This is a genomic window from Bacillus sp. EE-W1, from assembly GCF_009760835.1.
Lineage (GTDB): Bacteria > Bacillota > Bacilli > Bacillales > Bacillaceae_G > Bacillus_A > Bacillus_A wiedmannii.
The window spans coordinates 92,093-109,601 of sequence record NZ_WIPE01000074.1; the positions used below are offsets into that span (position 1 = coordinate 92,093).

14 protein-coding genes and 1 riboswitch are annotated in these 17,509 nt (G+C 36.5%); all 14 genes read right to left on the reverse strand.

Annotation, left to right across the window (positions count from 1 at the left end; all coding sequences use genetic code 11):
* Positions 1-82: 82 nt before the first annotated feature.
* The 14 genes from GFJ36_RS19715 to pnp all read right to left on the reverse strand — a co-directional run bounded on the left by GFJ36_RS19715 (position 83) and on the right by pnp (position 17,441).
* Entirely contained in the window at positions 83-808 is a 726-nt protein-coding gene (locus tag GFJ36_RS19715; protein WP_000114176.1) for a GntR family transcriptional regulator, read from the reverse strand.
* Between the two features lie 233 nt (positions 809-1,041).
* Positions 1,042-1,143: riboswitch (purine riboswitch) on the reverse strand.
* 203 nt (positions 1,144-1,346) lie between these two features.
* Positions 1,347-3,731, reverse strand: coding sequence for a DNA translocase FtsK (locus GFJ36_RS19720; RefSeq protein WP_097889677.1), 2,385 nt, complete (start codon positions 3,729-3,731; stop codon positions 1,347-1,349).
* Positions 3,732-3,943: 212 nt separating this feature from the next.
* A complete protein-coding gene (locus GFJ36_RS19725; protein WP_000605020.1) occupies positions 3,944-4,147 on the reverse strand; it encodes a YlzJ-like family protein in 204 nt (67 codons plus the stop codon).
* The gene (gene tepA, locus GFJ36_RS19730) at positions 4,144-4,893 is read right to left on the reverse strand and encodes a translocation-enhancing protein TepA (RefSeq protein ID WP_000139828.1); all 750 of its coding nucleotides are present in this window, start codon (positions 4,891-4,893) and stop codon (positions 4,144-4,146) included. The genes GFJ36_RS19725 and tepA overlap by 4 nt, the downstream gene beginning before the upstream one ends.
* A gap of 104 nt (positions 4,894-4,997) precedes the next feature.
* Positions 4,998-6,668, reverse strand: coding sequence for a ribonuclease J (locus tag GFJ36_RS19735; RefSeq protein WP_000823079.1), 1,671 nt, complete (start codon positions 6,666-6,668; stop codon positions 4,998-5,000).
* 758 nt (positions 6,669-7,426) lie between these two features.
* Positions 7,427-8,305, reverse strand: coding sequence for a 4-hydroxy-tetrahydrodipicolinate synthase (gene dapA / locus GFJ36_RS19740; RefSeq protein ID WP_000564777.1), 879 nt, complete (start codon positions 8,303-8,305; stop codon positions 7,427-7,429).
* Positions 8,306-8,316: 11 nt separating this feature from the next.
* Positions 8,317-9,549, reverse strand: a complete 1,233-nt coding sequence (dapG, locus tag GFJ36_RS19745; RefSeq protein WP_087985046.1) for an aspartate kinase — start codon at positions 9,547-9,549, stop codon at positions 8,317-8,319.
* Positions 9,550-9,572: 23 nt separating this feature from the next.
* Positions 9,573-10,619, reverse strand: a complete 1,047-nt coding sequence (gene asd / locus GFJ36_RS19750; protein WP_000414854.1) for an aspartate-semialdehyde dehydrogenase — start codon at positions 10,617-10,619, stop codon at positions 9,573-9,575.
* 150 nt (positions 10,620-10,769) lie between these two features.
* Positions 10,770-11,369: a dipicolinate synthase subunit B gene (gene dpaB / locus GFJ36_RS19755; RefSeq protein ID WP_001049480.1), complete on the reverse strand. Its 600-nt coding sequence runs from the start codon at positions 11,367-11,369 to the stop codon at positions 10,770-10,772.
* Positions 11,366-12,268: a dipicolinic acid synthetase subunit A gene (gene dpaA, locus GFJ36_RS19760; RefSeq protein ID WP_000954740.1), complete on the reverse strand. Its 903-nt coding sequence runs from the start codon at positions 12,266-12,268 to the stop codon at positions 11,366-11,368. The genes dpaB and dpaA overlap by 4 nt, the downstream gene beginning before the upstream one ends.
* 273 nt (positions 12,269-12,541) lie before the next feature.
* Positions 12,542-12,793, reverse strand: coding sequence for a YlmC/YmxH family sporulation protein (locus tag GFJ36_RS19765; protein ID WP_001239751.1), 252 nt, complete (start codon positions 12,791-12,793; stop codon positions 12,542-12,544).
* Between the two features lie 129 nt (positions 12,794-12,922).
* Complete coding sequence (locus tag GFJ36_RS19770; protein WP_000593006.1) at positions 12,923-14,164, reverse strand: M16 family metallopeptidase; 1,242 nt, start codon at positions 14,162-14,164, stop codon at positions 12,923-12,925.
* An 86-nt stretch (positions 14,165-14,250) separates the two neighbouring features.
* Complete coding sequence (locus GFJ36_RS19775; protein ID WP_088064282.1) at positions 14,251-15,150, reverse strand: polysaccharide deacetylase family protein; 900 nt, start codon at positions 15,148-15,150, stop codon at positions 14,251-14,253.
* Between the two features lie 152 nt (positions 15,151-15,302).
* Positions 15,303-17,441, reverse strand: coding sequence for a polyribonucleotide nucleotidyltransferase (gene pnp / locus GFJ36_RS19780; RefSeq protein WP_046957398.1), 2,139 nt, complete (start codon positions 17,439-17,441; stop codon positions 15,303-15,305).
* Between the last annotated feature and the right edge of the window lie 68 nt (positions 17,442-17,509).

Sequence of the window (17,509 nt, forward strand, 5' to 3'; positions counted from 1 at the left end):
CCTCCTAAAATTATATATATCTCTTTATTCTTACGCTGCTGTCCCTAACTTCTTGCTGTCACCTCCCTAAAATGGAACTTACCTACATACGTTTTCTTAATACGTGGAAGCTAAACTTATCAGCTCTAAAGTAATTGATAGAATATAAGATTGGCTCATCATTTTGATCATAGTGCATTTGTTTTAAAACTAGCAGTGCCGTTTCCGGTTCACATTCTAAAATCGGTGAGATTTTCGGATGATAGCCAATTGGCTCAATGTGAGCAACTGCGTATGTGATACGTTTGTGCGTATTGTTATGTATCACTGTAAGTAACGATTCTTCGTTGTATCCCGATAAATCTGGCAAGATTTCTTTTGCAAGTTTATCGATACAATATACAACAGGTTCCCCATCTGCTGTACGCACACGCTCAATCATTACGGCATTAAAACCGTCTTCACTATTAAACTTCTCTTTTTCTTCTTCTGTTAAACTTGTTGTAGATGATGATAAAAAGATAGTTCCTGGTGTTTTCCCCACACTAGAAATCATATCTGTAATACTAGAAAGTTGTTCAATCCCAGAAGAAAATAACGGCTTTGCATTTACAAATGTTCCTACACCATGTCTACGAATGACAACATTTTCTTCTTCTAAAATACGCAGTGCTTCCCTTAAAGTCGCCCTACTTACACCAAGTTCTTTCGCTAAATCAAACTCTGATGGTAACTTCTGTCTTTCTTTGTAAGCTCCATCTTTAATTTTTTCTTTGATGTGATCAATCACCCGTAAATATAGGTGACGACTATCGGATTTTACTGACATAAGACTCCCCCGCATTTCAATTATTCGACCTCTGATGTAAGACTTCTTTTCTCTTTTTTCAACTTACAACATAATAAAAATTGCTAAATACTAAAAATAAGCTTAATTGTCGAATAAATATTAATAATTTTTCAAGATGAAATTTTCACTCTTTACTGCATAAAAAAAACTTCGCACCATAAACATTCCTCATTTCGAGAAAAAGTTCGGCACAAAGATCTCTTACATCCTTTGTTACACACTTTTCCCCTCATAGTCCAGCAATTCATGGTTGCCGGGTAGAAACTTATGGACCTTATCTCCAAGATTATATGAGGCAGTGATTCTTTTCGAAGTAATCTTACCACTTGCTCCCATACGTGTCAACAAAATTTAACATTTTTCTACATTAAATATCGAACATTCATTAAAAACATAATCAAAGTATTCGTATTCTAAAGAATCGCTTTAGATGTAAGCCCTTTCTTTATCGCTGAATATAGTATATAACAAAAATAGCATATAAAAAAGCCTAATTGTAAAAACAATTAGGCTTTTTTTATGAACTTTTTTCTTGTACATCATTAATGAGTACTTCTCGTGGTTTACTACCTTCATACGGACCTACTACACCATTCATTTCCATTGCATCAATTAAACGGGCAGCTCGCGTATAACCTACTCTAAACCTACGTTGCAACATAGAAACAGATGCTGTTTGCATTTCCACTACAAGCTGAACTGCTTCATCATATAATTCATCTTCTACTTCCTGCTTCGTATCAGGAACATCTTGTGGAATCATATCTTCTTGATATTGCGCTTTTTGCTGACCAATAACATACTCTACAACTCTCTCAACTTCATCATCGGATAAAAATGCACCTTGTACACGTACAGGCTTCGATGCACCAATTGGTATAAACAGCATATCTCCACGACCTAGCAGTTTCTCTGCACCACCACCGTCAAGAATTGTACGAGAGTCCGTTTGAGAAGATACCGCGAATGCAATACGTGATGGAATATTCGCTTTAATAACTCCCGTAATAACATCAACCGATGGACGCTGCGTCGCAATAATTAAATGAATACCAGCCGCACGAGCCATTTGTGCTAAACGCATAATCGCATCCTCTACATCTGATGAAGCAACCATCATTAAATCGGCTAACTCGTCCACTATTACTACAATATAAGGTAATTCCGGTTGTTTCGCTTCTGATTGACTATTATGTTCTTTAATATGATCATTATATCCTTCAATGTTACGCGTGCCACTATGAGCAAATAATTCATAACGTCGTTCCATTTCACTCACGACTTTTTTCAAAGCTTGTGATGCTTTTTTCGGATCAGTTACAACTGGTGTTAATAAATGCGGAACACCGTTATATACATTTAACTCTACCATTTTCGGATCAATCATCATTAATTTTACTTCATGTGGTTTTGCACGCATTAAAATACTAACAATAATACCATTAATACATACACTTTTCCCGCTACCTGTCGCACCAGCTACCAGTAAATGGGGCATTTTATTTAAACGGGCTAATACAGCTTCACCTGTAATATCTCGTCCAAGACCAATTAACAACTTCTCTTCCGGATGATTATTAGCCTTAGAATCAAGAACTTCTCTTAGCGTTACCATAGATACTTCTGAGTTCGGAACTTCAATCCCTACAGCTGATTTCCCGGGAATAGGTGCTTCAATACGAATGTCTTTCGCAGCTAAAGCAAGTGCTAAATCATCACTTAAACTAACGATTTTGCTTACCTTTACTCCCATATCAGGATACACTTCATATTTTGTAACTGCAGGACCTCTATGTACTTTTGTTACTTTCGCTTTCACTCCAAAACTTTGGAATGTACGTTCTAATTTACGAGCATTCTCATAAATTTCTGCATTTTCATTTGTAACTTGTTTATTCTTAGGAAATTTCAATATATCAAGTGCAGGAAGCTTGTAATCTTTATTTTCTACATTTGAAAATTGCATTGGCGGGGCACTTGTTTCCGCCTCTAAAGATTCTACAATCTTTTCTCCACGCTTTTTCTTAGATTCTTCAACAGACGGAGCCTCTTCAATAGACGGTGAAGTTATTAACTCTGCTCCCTGTTCTTCGCTAATTCGTTTATTCTCTTCTTCATTTACAGGATAATTCTCAGTGAAATTCGAAATAATTGGAGGATCAATTGAGATTTCTTCCATCGGCTCAATAATCTCTTCTTGTTCTGCAGCACGTTTGCTCCTTGTGCTTCTCGTTGTTTTTTTCTTTTCTGTTTGTTCAGCCGTCCTTTTGGATCTCCAATCTTTATAATCCCCTTGCATTACTTCAAATTGACTTCTAAGGATCCTTCCTACAGGTGCAAGTACTTCTCCAATATGCTTATTTGTTATACAAAGTATGCCGAGAATCACTAAAATAATACCAATGATATAAGCTCCTACTTCATCAAATAAAAAGTAACACGTCGCGAACATAAGCGCACCAAACATACCACCGCCTAAATGAACGCTATCTGGCCCCTTTTTCATTTCAAGAAAGAAGTTATCTTTCGTACTCACAATAACAGAAGTATTTTGCACTGCTCCATCTTTCGTAAGAAGGTTAAATAATGTAATATGACTAAACATTAATATCGCCAATACTATTAAATAAAAACCAATTAACCGTTTATTTAAAAGGTTCGGCCATCCACGTTTGATAACAAACGAAACCGATAAAGCTATTACACCTAACACACCAATTATGTACCACTCACCAAAGAAGAAGCGAAAAAATAACACAAACGATTTCCCTACAACACCTAGCTGTAAAATCGTAATGATTGAAAGTGCAAAAAGAGTTAAACCGACGATTTCATAATACAAAGTTGGCTTTATCGTGCGTCTTGCTTTTGCCTTCGTCCCTCTTTGCTTTTGTTTTGCCATTTCTTCACCTCGTGTTCTACATGTAAGTAGGGCTTCCTTAAAAAAGCACTACTTATATGTCTGTTTTCTCTATTTTTTCAGGTCTTATATCTTCTATTTTTACACTTCTTGTAAATTGTTAAATAAACAGAAGAAAGCAGCCCTCTCATGGCTGCTCAACCGTCTTGTTTTTTATATTATACCATAGCTTCTAAACAAAATCCTTCTTTTTGCTAAAAGGTTATTTTCTGGCCGGGCTCAAACTCTAAGTAGTGTAGCGGATCCGTACTTAACACACGTACAATAGAATAACACCCATGTTCTTCTTCAGAAACCATTAATTCAACACCGTTTATATTTACAACTTTTTGGCTTTCACATTGCGAATAATCAGCTGGATATACAAGTTGCTCTGGCATAATTGTGTATAAAATCATTGTAACATTGTCCCTTCTGCACTATCATCCATGCGAGCATCTATTAATTCATTCAGTTTTCGAATCGCATTCCCAATACCACCGACATCATCTATAAGACCATATTTCACTGCATCGCCACCAATTACATTCGTCCCAATATCTCGCGTCAAATTCCCTTTCGCAAACATAAGTTCTTTAAAACGATCTTCGGTTACTTTCGAATGCTTCGTCACAAATCGAATGACTCTTTCTTGCATTTTATCTAAATACTCAAATGTTTGCGGCACACCTATAACAAGACCTGTTAGACGAATGGGATGAATTGTCATCGTCGCAGTTTCCGCAATAAATGAGTAATCCGTAGAGACGGCGATTGGTACACCGATAGAATGCCCTCCGCCCAGAACAAGTGATACCGTTGGCTTTGAAAGCGAAGCTACCATCTCAGAAATTGCTAACCCTGCTTCAACGTCACCTCCGACCGTGTTTAATATTAAAAGCAAACCTTCAATTTTCGGATTTTGTTCTATCGCAACAATTTGCGGAATAATATGCTCATATTTTGTTGTTTTATTTTGCGGCGGCAACTGAACATGACCTTCCACCTGCCCGATGATTGTTAAACAATGAATACTTGATTCATTCATTTGTGGTACATTCGTTTGCCCTAGCTGTTGAATTTTTTCCACTATCGAAGCTTCTTTTCCAGTTTCTTTCGGCTCAGCCTCTTTCCCTTCATTTGTATAACGATCACGTTCTGTCATATCGCATCCCCTTTCACTCGTATATAACTATTATTTCTTAAGTTATAAATTTCATTCGATAGAGTTTAAAAAGAAAAAAAGATCACCTGTAAAGGTGATCTTTTTTATACTTCCATAATAATCGGTAAAATCATAGGTTTTCTCTTTGTCTCTTCGTACAAGAACTGCCCTAATAATTCACGAATATTTTGTTTTAACATAGACCATTCAATTGAATACTCTTTAATCGATTGCTCAACAATCATACGTACAATCTCTGTAGAGCGGTCAATTAACGCTTCTGATTCACGAACATACACAAAACCACGTGAAATGATTTCTGGACCAGAGATAATTTTCTTTTCATCTTTACCAAGTGTTACAACAACTACTAATATTCCATCTTGAGATAACATTTTTCTATCTCGAAGAACGATATTACCAACGTCACCTACACCTAATCCATCAATTAACACATTACCAGCTTGTACTTTGCCAACTAAGTTTGCGTCATCGTCACCAAAAGCAATCACATCACCTTTTTCTACGATAAAGATATTCTCTCTTGCAATACCTACATCTTCAGCTAAATATGCATGTGCTTTTTGCATACGGAACTCACCATGTACGGGTACAAAATATTTCGGTTTCATTAAATTTAACATTAACTTTAATTCTTCTTGGCTGCCGTGACCTGAAACGTGAACTTTTCTTTCACCGTAATAAATAACATCAGCTCCAGCTCTAAATAACAAGTCAATAATTTTCGATACAGATATTTCATTACCCGGAATTGGAGAAGCCGCAATAATAACCGTATCGCCTTTACGAATTGAAATTTGTTTATGAGCTTGCTTCGCCATTCTAGAAAGGGCTGCCATCGGTTCACCTTGGCTACCTGTCGTTAAAATAGCTACCTTTTTCTCTGGGAAATTGTCTACTTCTTGTAGTGAAATAACCATACCTTCTGGAACATCTAAATAACCAAGACGTCTTGCGATATCTACCACTTTCACCATACTACGTCCTACAACCGCTACTTTTCGTCCTGTTTCAGCAGCTGCATCAAATACTTGTTGAATACGATGTACATTCGATGCAAATGAAGCAACGATAATACGTCCTTCTGCGCCGTAGAACACTTTAGAAATTTCTACACCAACTTCTTTTTCAGAACCTGTATAGCCTGGACGCTCAGCATTTGTACTATCAGATAATAAGCACAGTACGCCTTCATTTCCGATTTGTGCCATTTTTCCAAGGTCTGCTCCACTATTTCCAATTGGAGTTTGATCGAATTTAAAGTCTCCCGTGTATACGATAGCACCTTTTGATGTATGGAAACAAACACCAACAGAATCTGGAATACTATGTGTCGTTCCAAAGAATGACACCGTTGTAGTATTAAACTCTACTGTTGAATTTGAATCGATTGTTTTTAAGTCTACACGGCCTAACATACCCGCTTCGCCAAGTTTTTCTTGTATAAGTCCTACTGTTAATTTCGTTGCATACACTGGAATTGATAATTTACGAAGTACGTAAACAATTCCACCAATATGATCTTCATGACCGTGAGTAATAAATAAACCTTTTACTCGCTCTTGGTTTTCCACTAAATATGTAATATCAGGAATAACGATATCAATTCCAAACATTTCATCTCCTGGGAACATTAATCCTGCATCTACAATAAAGATTTCAGAATCAATTTCAACACAGTACATGTTTTTCCCGATTTCACCTACTCCACCAAGAGCAAATACTTTAACAGACTCATTCTCTTTTCTCTTCATGTTGTTGCCTGGTTTAAAAATCTTTCAAACACTGATTTCACTAAAATTGCAGAGACACCAGGGGAAACTCTACAACCACCATATATTCACCGTCCAAGACGAATGTCCTTACCGTTATGCGATATCATGTCCTTGTTTATTTTTTAAACCAGGTTTCACCTCTCTTTCATTATATAAATCAAATATCTTATTCGATATGATATGAAAATGTAATCAAATTATAATTTTTACCAATTTTGCTAAGCATACCCGTACTAAGCTACTTAGCCATATTATACCTGATACAAGAAATAGAACACAAGTTAAATCGTGCGAAAGAGAAAGTAAAAGAACGGAATTACAACAAAAGTATCGAACGTATTTCCTTTATATTTACTCCGATTTTATACTCCATATTATTTTGAAGAAATAGGCATAAATACGCTAAATTTATTTCATTATATGGATTTTCAAGACTTATTTTTCTAGAATCGAACAAAAACACTTATAAAATGAAGCTTTTTTATGAATCACGTCACATTTGAGACAATTCCTCTGAAAAACAGAATCGATAGTTTATTACGTTTATACAAATGTTTATTCTATAATAACTATGTTTTTTTGATTCATTTAAAGGGGTACAATTATTTTCTTGTACATGTTGCAATACATAATGAAAAAGCGATCAAACACGTGGAGTATTATGGTAGGTAAAAAAGAGCGGCAAAGATTTTCATACCATAAAAAAATGACCTAGTTCTACACTAGGTCATTTTTTATTAACGAGGGATAGATTGCATAACAGATTGTAACGTTACTCTTTCTTCTTCTGTTAATGGAAGAAGTGGTAAACGTACAGAACCTACATCTAACCCAACCATTTGTAACGCTGTTTTTACTGGCGTTGGGCTTGGCGCCATAAATAATGAATCCGTTACTCTTACAAGTAATTGATGTAATTTTTGCGCCTTTTTAAATTCTCCTGCTTGGAATGCTGCAATCATTTCTTGCATTTCATTTCCAATCACATGAGATGCTACAGAAACGATACCTTTCGCTCCAACTGCCATAGCTGGTAACGTTAAACCATCATCACCGCTGTATACTGCAAAGTCGTCCGCTGTTTTTTCAATGATTTCTGTCATTGTTAACACATCGCCGCCTGCATCTTTAATCGCAACAATGTTTTCTATTTCTGATAAACGAACAACTGTATCAACGGAGATTTGTACAATAGATCGTCCTGGAACGTTATATAGCATAACCGGAAGCGGCGTGCTTTCAGCAATTGCTTTAAAGTGCTGATACATTCCTTCTTGACTCGGTTTGTTATAATACGGTGCTACTAGCATTACTGCATCAACACCAACCTCTGTTGCCTTTTTAGTTAAGTCAATAGAAGCATGCGTATTATTACTACCTGTTCCAGCGATTACGGGCACCCTTTTATCGACAACAGATACGACATGGCGATATAACGCTACTTTTTCTTCTGAAGTTAATGTAGGAGATTCTCCTGTCGTTCCTCCTACCACGATTGCTGTTGTACCGTTATCTATTAAATAATTTACCAATTTCGTTGTCTTCGCAAAATCGATATTTCCGTTTTTATCAAACGGAGTTACCATCGCGGTTGCAATTGTCCCAAAATCTATCATGGTCTCACTCCTTATTGTTCCAGTTGCTTTTCTTTTGAAAGCTCAAACGCACTATGTAATGCATTTACAGCCTCCACTAAATCAGTTTCTTTTACAAGAACCCAAATTGTCGTATGACTATCTGCCGATTGCAAAATTTGAATACCTTTTTCCGCTAAAGCTGTAACGATTTTCGCAGTAACCCCTGGGTACCCTGCCATTCCAGCTCCTACAATAGATACTTTTGCACAATGCTCTGTCACAATTGGCTCATATCCAAGGTTTTTTAATAATTCAACTGCACGACTTGATACATTATCACTCACCGTATAAGCTACCCCAGTAGGTGAAATGTTAATTAAATCGACACTGATTCCTTCATTCGCCATTTCTTTAAACACATGCTGTTGCAAATCATATGCTGTTTCTTTTGCAAGCACTTTAATTTGCGTCACATTTGATACATGAGCGATACCTGTAACAGGACGTTCTTCTACATCACGGCCTTTTGTCGCACCGTCCGATGCTGAAATAAGCGTACCTTCACTATCAGAATACGTAGAACGTACACGAAGTGGTACTTTGGCATGCATCGCAATTTCAACTGCACGTGGATGAACGACTTTTGCACCTTGATATGCCATGTTACAAATTTCATTGTATGTTACCGTTTGAAGATGACGTGCATCTTTTACAATGCGAGGATCCGCAGTCATAACACCTTCTACATCTGTAAAGATATCAATAAATTCAGCATGAAGCGCAACACCTAATGCAGAAGCTGAAGTATCGCTACCTCCGCGTCCAAGTGTTGTCGTATCACCTTTTTTCGTTTGTCCTTGGAATCCTGTAACGACGATTACATCTAGATTTTCTAGCTCTTCATGTATACGATCGCAGTTCATTTCAATAATCTTAGCATTTGTAAAATCATCATTTGTTACAAAACCAGCTTGTGCACCATTTAATGCCGCTGCTTTTATACCGTTCTCATTTAACATGTTAGAGAAGACGATTGCTGAGATTAATTCTCCGCATGATAATAATAAATCTTGCTCACGATTAGAAATACGAGATTCCTCTTGATTTACAAGACTTAACAAAGTATCAGTTGCATATGGTTCACCTTTACGGCCCATAGCAGATACGACAGTAACTACTTTATAACCCGCATCTAGCGATTTTTTTATATGATGAAGCGCATGCTTACGTCCATTTTCATCACGTACGGATGTGCCACCAAATTTTTGAACAATAATTTTCATATTTTGCACCTTCTCTTAGCCGTTTACACTAATTGTAATTTTACTAAGCGCTCTGCAATTTGAACAGAATTCCATGCAGCGCCTTTTAATAAGTTATCAGATACGACCCAAAGATGGAATCCTTTATCGTTATTTAAATCTTTACGGATTCTTCCAACGAATACTTCGTTTTTACCTACTGCAGTAGCTGGCATTGGATATAACTGCTCTTCTGGATTATCTTGCAGAACGATACCTTCCGCATTTGCAAGTAAGCTCTTGAATTCTTCTACTGTTACACCTTCTTTTTCTACTTCGATGTAAACAGACTCAGAGTGACCTGATACAACTGGTAAACGTACACATGTTGCCGCTACTTCTAATTCAGGCATATGCATAATTTTTTTCGTTTCATTAATCATTTTCATTTCTTCAAACGTAAATCCATTATCTTGGAATTTATCAATCTGTGGAATCGCGTTGAAAGCAATTTGGAAATGTTTCTTATCACCTGATACAGGTAAAACATTCGCCTTCACTTCTTCACCATTTAAGATTGCTTGTGATTGTTCATGAAGTTCTTCAATCGCTGCCGCACCAGCACCTGATACAGCTTGATATGTGGAAACGATTACTCGTTTTAAACCATATTGCTGACGAACTGGCTCAAGAGCTACTACCATTTGAATTGTAGAACAGTTTGGATTTGCAATAATACCATTATGTTCTTTTAAGTCGTTTTCATTTACTTCAGGTACAACAAGTGGCACGTTTTCTGTCATACGGAATGCACTTGTATTATCAACAACAATCGCACCGCGCTTTGCTGCTTCTGGCGCTAATTGTTTTGATACAGATCCACCAGCACTAAATAGTGCGATATCTACTCCTTCAAAACTTTCAGGAGTTGCCTCTTGAACTGTAAATTCTTCGCCTTTAAATACAAGTTTCTTACCTGCAGATCGTTTAGATGAAAGTAACGTTAACTTCCCGATTGGAAATTCTCGTTTCTCTAAAGTATTTAACATTTGTTCACCAACTGCGCCGGTTGCTCCAACTACAGCGACATGAAAAGTTTTTTGCTTTTCCATCACTATGCCCCTTTCTAGATACCAATCCTTCTATAACTTAGAATTAGAAGGAGTATACAATACCCCTTCTAATCTTAATAACGTTAATTTTATCATATTCTACAGTAAGAATGATGGTTTCATCAAAAATTGTCCGTTTTTTTTCGTTTTTTAATTCATATATCTGAATTTTTCTACGACAACCGGCTGCAATTGCTTCCCTTGCAGCGCTTCTAATACTGTATCTTCCAGCAGCTCCATGCGAGCTACCATTGAGTTTGGTTTTTTCTCTGGTGCATCTTGACCGAATGGGACGAAGTAGATGTTTTTTGTTGCCATTAGGCGCATGAGGTTTACTCCATTCAGCCCTAAAGCATCATTCGTCGAAACAGCCAATACGACAGGCTTGCCATTTCTTAACGTCGCTTTCGCTGCCATTAGTACTGGAGAGTCTGTCATTGCATTTGCAAATTTACTCATAGAATTTCCTGTTAGTGGTGCAATTACCATACAATCTAGTGGAATTTTAGGTCCTAGTGGTTCTGCGCCAACGATTGAATTAATTGCTTTAAATCCTGTTACTTCTTCAATCTTTTTAATCCACTCTGCTCCTTCTCCAAATCTCGTGTTTGTTGATTGAACAGTGTAAGAAACAACGGGGCGTACTTCTGCTCCCTCAGCAATTAATTTTTCTAAATGAGGCATTACTTCTTCGTACGTACAATGTGAACCAGTAAAACCAAACCCTATTCTTTTCCCTTTTAAATTCATTCCCCATTCTCCTTTCTTGCTATTACGTCTTCTGCTAGTAACTGAGAAAGAACGTTCGCTAAAATTTGTCCTGCTGTTTTTGGAGCAACAATACCTGGTAATCCAGGTGCTAACAGCGCTTTGACTCCTCTTTTTTCCGCATATCTAAAGTCGGTACCGCCTGGTTTAGAAGCTAAATCAATTACTAACGTATGAGCCGGCATTTTCGAAATAACATTCGCTGTCACGACGAGATGCGGAATTGTATTAATGACAATATCGATATTTCCTACTTCTTTCTCAATATTTTGCATATGAAAAGGAGAAAACATCATTTCTGTAATACGTGCAATATGTTCCGATCGTCTTGCTCCAACTTTGACATGGGCTCCTAATGATTGAAATGCTCTGGCAACACTCATCCCTGTTCTACCAAATCCTAAAACCATTACATTGGAACCATGAATTGTATAGTCGGTATGTTGAATTACCATCATTAATGTACCTTCTACAGTTGGTATAGAATTGTAGATTGCCACATCATCACGATCAAATAATTTAACAAGTTTGCGGTTTGTAGTAGATACGAGATTTTCCAAGTAAGGCGTACCAATACCTGAATATATAGTAAAGTGTTCTGGTGTATTTTCAATTTGTTCTTTCGTTATAGAAACTTTTTCGTTTGAAAAAATAGTATCTACTTCTCCCTTGGCATTTGTACCTGCAACTGGCAAAATAATTGCATCTACAGAAGTGAAATCTAAATTTTGTATACTTTCTTTTGCTGCCCCTGTGAAGCCATGATCTAACTGATCAAACCCTATCAATGAAAGTTTCGCATCCAATTCAACTAGCTTGCGAATTACTTCTAGCTGTCTTGCATCTCCTCCTATGACAGCAATATGCATCTCAGTCAACATTCCCTAATTCACCTTCTTTTTCTGTCATTTATAAGAAAAGTGCCTACTTTTTCTTTTTCCTCCACATCATATGTAATGTACGAGTTTTAGGTGATTGAAAAACAAAAGCACGTATGATTTATCCCGCTATTTGTATGCAGTTAGACTTCCATCTCAACATTCGACATATGAGAGGACATTATACGGGAAATTGATTTCCGGTAAACGCTCGATTCATGTGAGCTTTTACTCAGAGGAGAATGAACAAAAAAAGATGACCAAAATGGCCACCTTTCACTTCGAATTTGAATGATCCGTAATATCACAAAGGATCATATCGTGCCCTACTTTCTTAATTTGGCTCCACGTGACTCTTACTTCTTGTGGTTCCTTTTTAAAACCTCCCCATTTCCCAGCCGGTATGATAAGAGCCTGTATTTGGCCATCCTTCTCATCAATCTCTAAATCAACATAACCTAAAACTCCCATTTTTTCTGCTCTTTCTAAATTTACAATCTCTTTGCCACTTAATTCACTTAATCGCATACACTCTCCCCCTACCGAATTATGAATTTAAGTTATCTATAATTAGTACCTATTCTGTATATCCAAAAAAAATAACCGTATCTCATTTAAAAGAGATACGGTTATTTTTACATACTTCATATAAAGCAATTATAGTTTTATTCCTTTTGGAAGTTTTCCATCTGGACTAATTAATGCTGCAGAGAATTCATCTGTAAACATGTTACGAATTAACTCATCAACATTTTCTTTTGTTACTGTGTTTACACTTTCAATAATCTCATCAAGTGAACGATGCTTACGAAGTAGCAATTCATTTTTACCATTACGGCTCATACGGCTATTCGTACTTTCTAAACTTAACATTAAGTTTCCTTTTAATTGCTCTTTACTATTAATAAGCTCTTTTTCTGTAATACCTGTATTTTTCAATGTTTCTAATGTTTCTTGCATTGTTTCATACAGTGTATCTAATTGTTGGCTACCTGTTCCACCATACAGCGTTAACATACCTGTATCTTCATAAGAAGAATGGTAAGAAAATACTGAATAGGCTAACCCGCGTTGCTCACGTACTTCTTGGAATAAACGGCTACTCATACTACCGCCTAAAACGTTATTTAATACAATTAAGTTATAAATATCTTCGTGTCCCATTTGTAAGCCTTTATATCCTAAACATAAATGAGCTTGTTCTGTTTCCTTTTTACGTGCTACCTTATTAAAATGGAAAATTGGGCTATGTACTTGTTCACGATTTGTTGTTCCTTCATAACTACCGAAATATTGCTCTACTGTTTGTAAAAAGGCTTCATCAATATTTCCTGCAACTGAAACAACGACATTTTCAGGTGTGTAATGATCCTTGATATATTGGCGTAGCGTATCACCTGTAAACGTATCAAGCGTTTCTTCTGTTCCTAAAATAGGATATCCAAGCGGATGCGTTTCATATGTTGCTTTCGTTAACATATCATGCACAATATCATCTGGAGCATCTTCGTACATTTTAATTTCTTCACATACGACATTCTTCTCTTTTTTCAGTTCTTCCTCATCAAATGTTGAATTAAAGAACATATCTGCTAATACATCTAAAGCATATTTAGCATGCTCATCTAGCACTTTTGCATAATAACAAGTGTATTCTTTTGAAGTAAAAGCATTCACTTGCCCACCAATGCTATCAAATGATTCTGCAATTTCGCGTGCACTACGTGTTTCTGTTCCTTTAAAGAACATATGCTCTAAAAAGTGGGAAACCCCGTTATTTTTTTCATTTTCATTTCTTGATCCCGCATGGATCCAAATACCAATCGCAACCGATCTTACAGTTGGTATATTCTCCATAACAATTCTTACACCATTTTTACAAGTATATTTTTTAATCAAAAACTTTCCTCCTACTGCCAGTTTCTCTAAATAAGTGCTATTATTTAATGATAACAAGTTTAAGGATGAATGTCATGCAAATGTATTTAATCCACACGTTTTTCATCCAGTAATTCTGTTATATTCCCTACTTTATATCCTTGTTCCTTCAATTTTGTAATCATTGTATCTAATGCTTCTGCTGTAGATGACGTTGGATGCATTAATACGATAGCACCTGGATGTATTTTTCTCATCACTCTCTGCAATAGTACCTCTGGCTCAGGTCGCTTCCAATCAATTGTATCTACAGTCCACATAATCGTTCCCATTTGGAAATCATCTGCAATTTTCACGACTTCATCCCGAAAACTTCCACTCGGCGGAGCAAACCATCTTACCTTTTGATTCGTAGCTGCTTCGATCATTCGATTTGTTTTTTGTAACTGATCTCGGATTTCATCAGAAGATAGCGTTTTCATATTAGGGTGTGTGTAAGAATGATTTCCGACTTCTTGATTTGCATCAACAATCATTTTGGCAAATCGCAAATTTTCCTTCACCCAACGTCCTTCTAAAAAGAAAGTCGCTTTCACATCATGTTTTTTCAATATTTCTAATATACGAGGCAAATACTCGTTTCCCCACGCCACATTTATTGTTAATCCCACCATCTTTTTATTTGGATGTCCCCTATAAATTGGGGCTGGTGATAAATCTTCTAAGTGGACACTCGGTGATACTTCCTTGAATTCAAGATTTCTTTGATCAAATTTCTTTAGTTTCTTCATATTATTATAGGATGCTTCGATATCAACTTGTCTTCCATTATATCCTGGTGTTGATTTCCATATCTTATCAATCATCGCATTTTGAGGTGCAATCTCATATTGTTTTGCATGTTTTTGAATTTCTTCATATAAGTTATCCTGTGCAAAAACGGAATAAGAGCCTACACTGACATATAAAAAGAATATACATATGTATGCCAATACACGAGCTTTCATATAAACCCTCCCATTAACTATATAAAAACCTTTTTTCTTCTTATCTTTGTTAATTTGAGCGTTATAATGAAAACTATACCTATACTGACATAAAAATATATGTAAATCATATTTTTTATATAACAAAAAAAGCCAGTTTAACTGGCTTTTACTTATTGCTGCTCTTGTTTGTTTTCTTCTTTAGCAGCTTCTTTTTCTTGCTCTTCTTTTAGCAATACTTTTCTAGATAGATTCACGCGACCTTGCTTGTCAATCTCGATAACTTTAACTGTAATTACATCACCGATTTTCACAACGTCTTCTACTTTACCTACACGCTCAAGTGCAAGTTCAGAAATGTGAACTAATCCGTCTTTACCGCTGAATAATTCAACGAAAGCACCGAATTTCTCAACACGTTTCACTTTTCCTTCGTAGATTTCACCTACTTGTACTTCGCGAACGATATCTTCGATAATTTTCTTAGCTTTGTCATTCATTTCTTGATTTATTGAAGAAATGAATACTGTACCATCTTGCTCGATGTCAATTTTAACGCCAGTTTCTTCAATAATTTTATTGATTTGTTTACCGCTCGGCCCAATAACGTCACGGATTTTATCTGGGTTAATTGTCATTGTAATAATCTTTGGAGCATAAGCTGATAATTCAGTACGTGGCTCTGCAATAACAGATAACATATGATTTAGAATGTGCACACGACCAACTTTCGCTTGTTGTAATGCCTCTTCTAAAATTTCACGAGATAGACCATCTATTTTAATGTCCATTTGCAGTGCAGTTACACCTTTTGCTGTACCTGCTACTTTAAAGTCCATATCACCTAAATGATCTTCCATACCTTGAATATCAGATAAAATTGTGTAATGCTCACCAGTTTTAACTAGACCCATTGCAATACCTGCAACTGGAGCTTTAAGCGGAACACCAGCATCCATCATTGCTAAAGTACTACCACAAATACTTGCTTGTGAAGTAGAACCATTTGATTCTAAAACTTCAGATACAAGACGCACTGTATATGGGAAATCTTTTTCAGATGGAATTACAGGCTCAAGAGCACGTTCTCCTAGTGCACCGTGACCAATTTCACGACGACCTGGTCCACGCATCGGTCTTGTTTCACCAACACTAAATGATGGGAAATTGTAATGGTGCATAAAACGTTTTGATTCTTCTACACCAAGACCATCTAAAATTTGTACATCGCCTAATGCACCTAATGTACAAATACTTAATGCTTGTGTTTGTCCACGTGTGAATAAACCAGAACCGTGTGTACGAGATAAAATACCAACCTCTGATGCTAATGGACGGATTTCGTCACCTTTACGGCCATCTGGGCGGATTTTTTCAACTGTAATAAGACGACGTACTTCTTCTTTTACAATTTTATATAAAATCTCACTTACTTGTCCTAATGTATCAGCGTCAGCTTCCTGCGCTTCGTAATGCTCAATTACACGCTTTTTCACTTCGTTAATTGCATCTTCACGTGCATGTTTCTCATGTACTTGAATTGCAGAATGCATATCCTTCTCAGACATTTCACGTACAGCTTGATTAAGATCAGCGTCAACTTCATAAAGTTTCACTTCTGATTTCTCTTTACCTACAGCTTGTACAATCTCTTCTTGGAATGCAATTAGACGTTTAATTTCGTCATGTCCAAACATAATTGCTTCTAACATTGTTTCTTCAGGCACTTGATCTGCTCCTGCTTCAACCATGTTAATTGCATCTTTCGTACCAGCTACAACAAGGTGAATATCACTTTGTTCTTGCTGTTCTACTGTTGGATTAATAACGAATTCGCCGTTAATACGACCAACTGTTGCACCCGCGATTGGGCCTTCAAATGGAATATCTGAAATCGATAACGCTAATGAAGAACCTAGCATAGCTGCCATTTCAGAAGAACAATCTTGATCAACACTCATTACTATGCTGACAACTTGTACTTCGTTACGGAAACCATCTGCGAAAAGCGGACGAATTGGACGGTCGATTAAACGACTTGCCAAAATTGCTTTTTCACTCGGACGACCTTCACGTTTAATGAAACCGCCAGGAATTTTTCCGACTGCATATAAACGCTCTTCATAATTTACTGTAAGTGGGAAGAAATCTACATTTTTTGGTTCTTTTGATGCAGTTGCTGTAGATAGAACCGCTGTATCGCCATATCTTACTAATACTGCTCCGTTCGCTTGCTTCGCAAGCTGACTTGTTTCAACTGTTAGCTGGCGACCAGCTAAATCTATCGAGAAGACTTGCTTTTCTTGACTCATTTAAGTACCCCTCTCAATTTAAAGTATTCAATTCTTCTATGTAAATGGATAGTATATCACAATATTCT

Bases quoted from the DNA above. Each gene is read 5' to 3' on its own strand.
- dapA (WP_000564777.1), bottom strand. From the start codon at position 8,305: ATGATAGATTTTGGGACAATTGCAACCGCGATGGTAACTCCGTTTGAT.
- GFJ36_RS19720 (WP_097889677.1), bottom strand. From the start codon at position 3,731: ATGGCAAAACAAAAGCAAAGAGGGACGAAGGCAAAAGCAAGACGCACG.
- dpaA (WP_000954740.1), bottom strand. From the start codon at position 12,268: ATGTTGACTGAGATGCATATTGCTGTCATAGGAGGAGATGCAAGACAG.
- GFJ36_RS19715 (WP_000114176.1), bottom strand. From the start codon at position 808: ATGTCAGTAAAATCCGATAGTCGTCACCTATATTTACGGGTGATTGAT.
- GFJ36_RS19725 (WP_000605020.1), bottom strand. From the start codon at position 4,147: ATGATTTTATACACAATTATGCCAGAGCAACTTGTATATCCAGCTGAT.
- GFJ36_RS19765 (WP_001239751.1), bottom strand. From the start codon at position 12,793: ATGCGATTAAGTGAATTAAGTGGCAAAGAGATTGTAAATTTAGAAAGA.
- dpaB (WP_001049480.1), bottom strand. From the start codon at position 11,369: ATGAATTTAAAAGGGAAAAGAATAGGGTTTGGTTTTACTGGTTCACAT.
- tepA (WP_000139828.1), bottom strand. From the start codon at position 4,893: ATGACAGAACGTGATCGTTATACAAATGAAGGGAAAGAGGCTGAGCCG.
- pnp (WP_046957398.1), bottom strand. From the start codon at position 17,441: ATGAGTCAAGAAAAGCAAGTCTTCTCGATAGATTTAGCTGGTCGCCAG.
- dapG (WP_087985046.1), bottom strand. From the start codon at position 9,549: ATGAAAATTATTGTTCAAAAATTTGGTGGCACATCCGTACGTGATGAA.
- GFJ36_RS19735 (WP_000823079.1), bottom strand. From the start codon at position 6,668: ATGAAGAGAAAAGAGAATGAGTCTGTTAAAGTATTTGCTCTTGGTGGA.
- asd (WP_000414854.1), bottom strand. From the start codon at position 10,619: ATGGAAAAGCAAAAAACTTTTCATGTCGCTGTAGTTGGAGCAACCGGC.
- GFJ36_RS19775 (WP_088064282.1), bottom strand. From the start codon at position 15,150: ATGAAAGCTCGTGTATTGGCATACATATGTATATTCTTTTTATATGTC.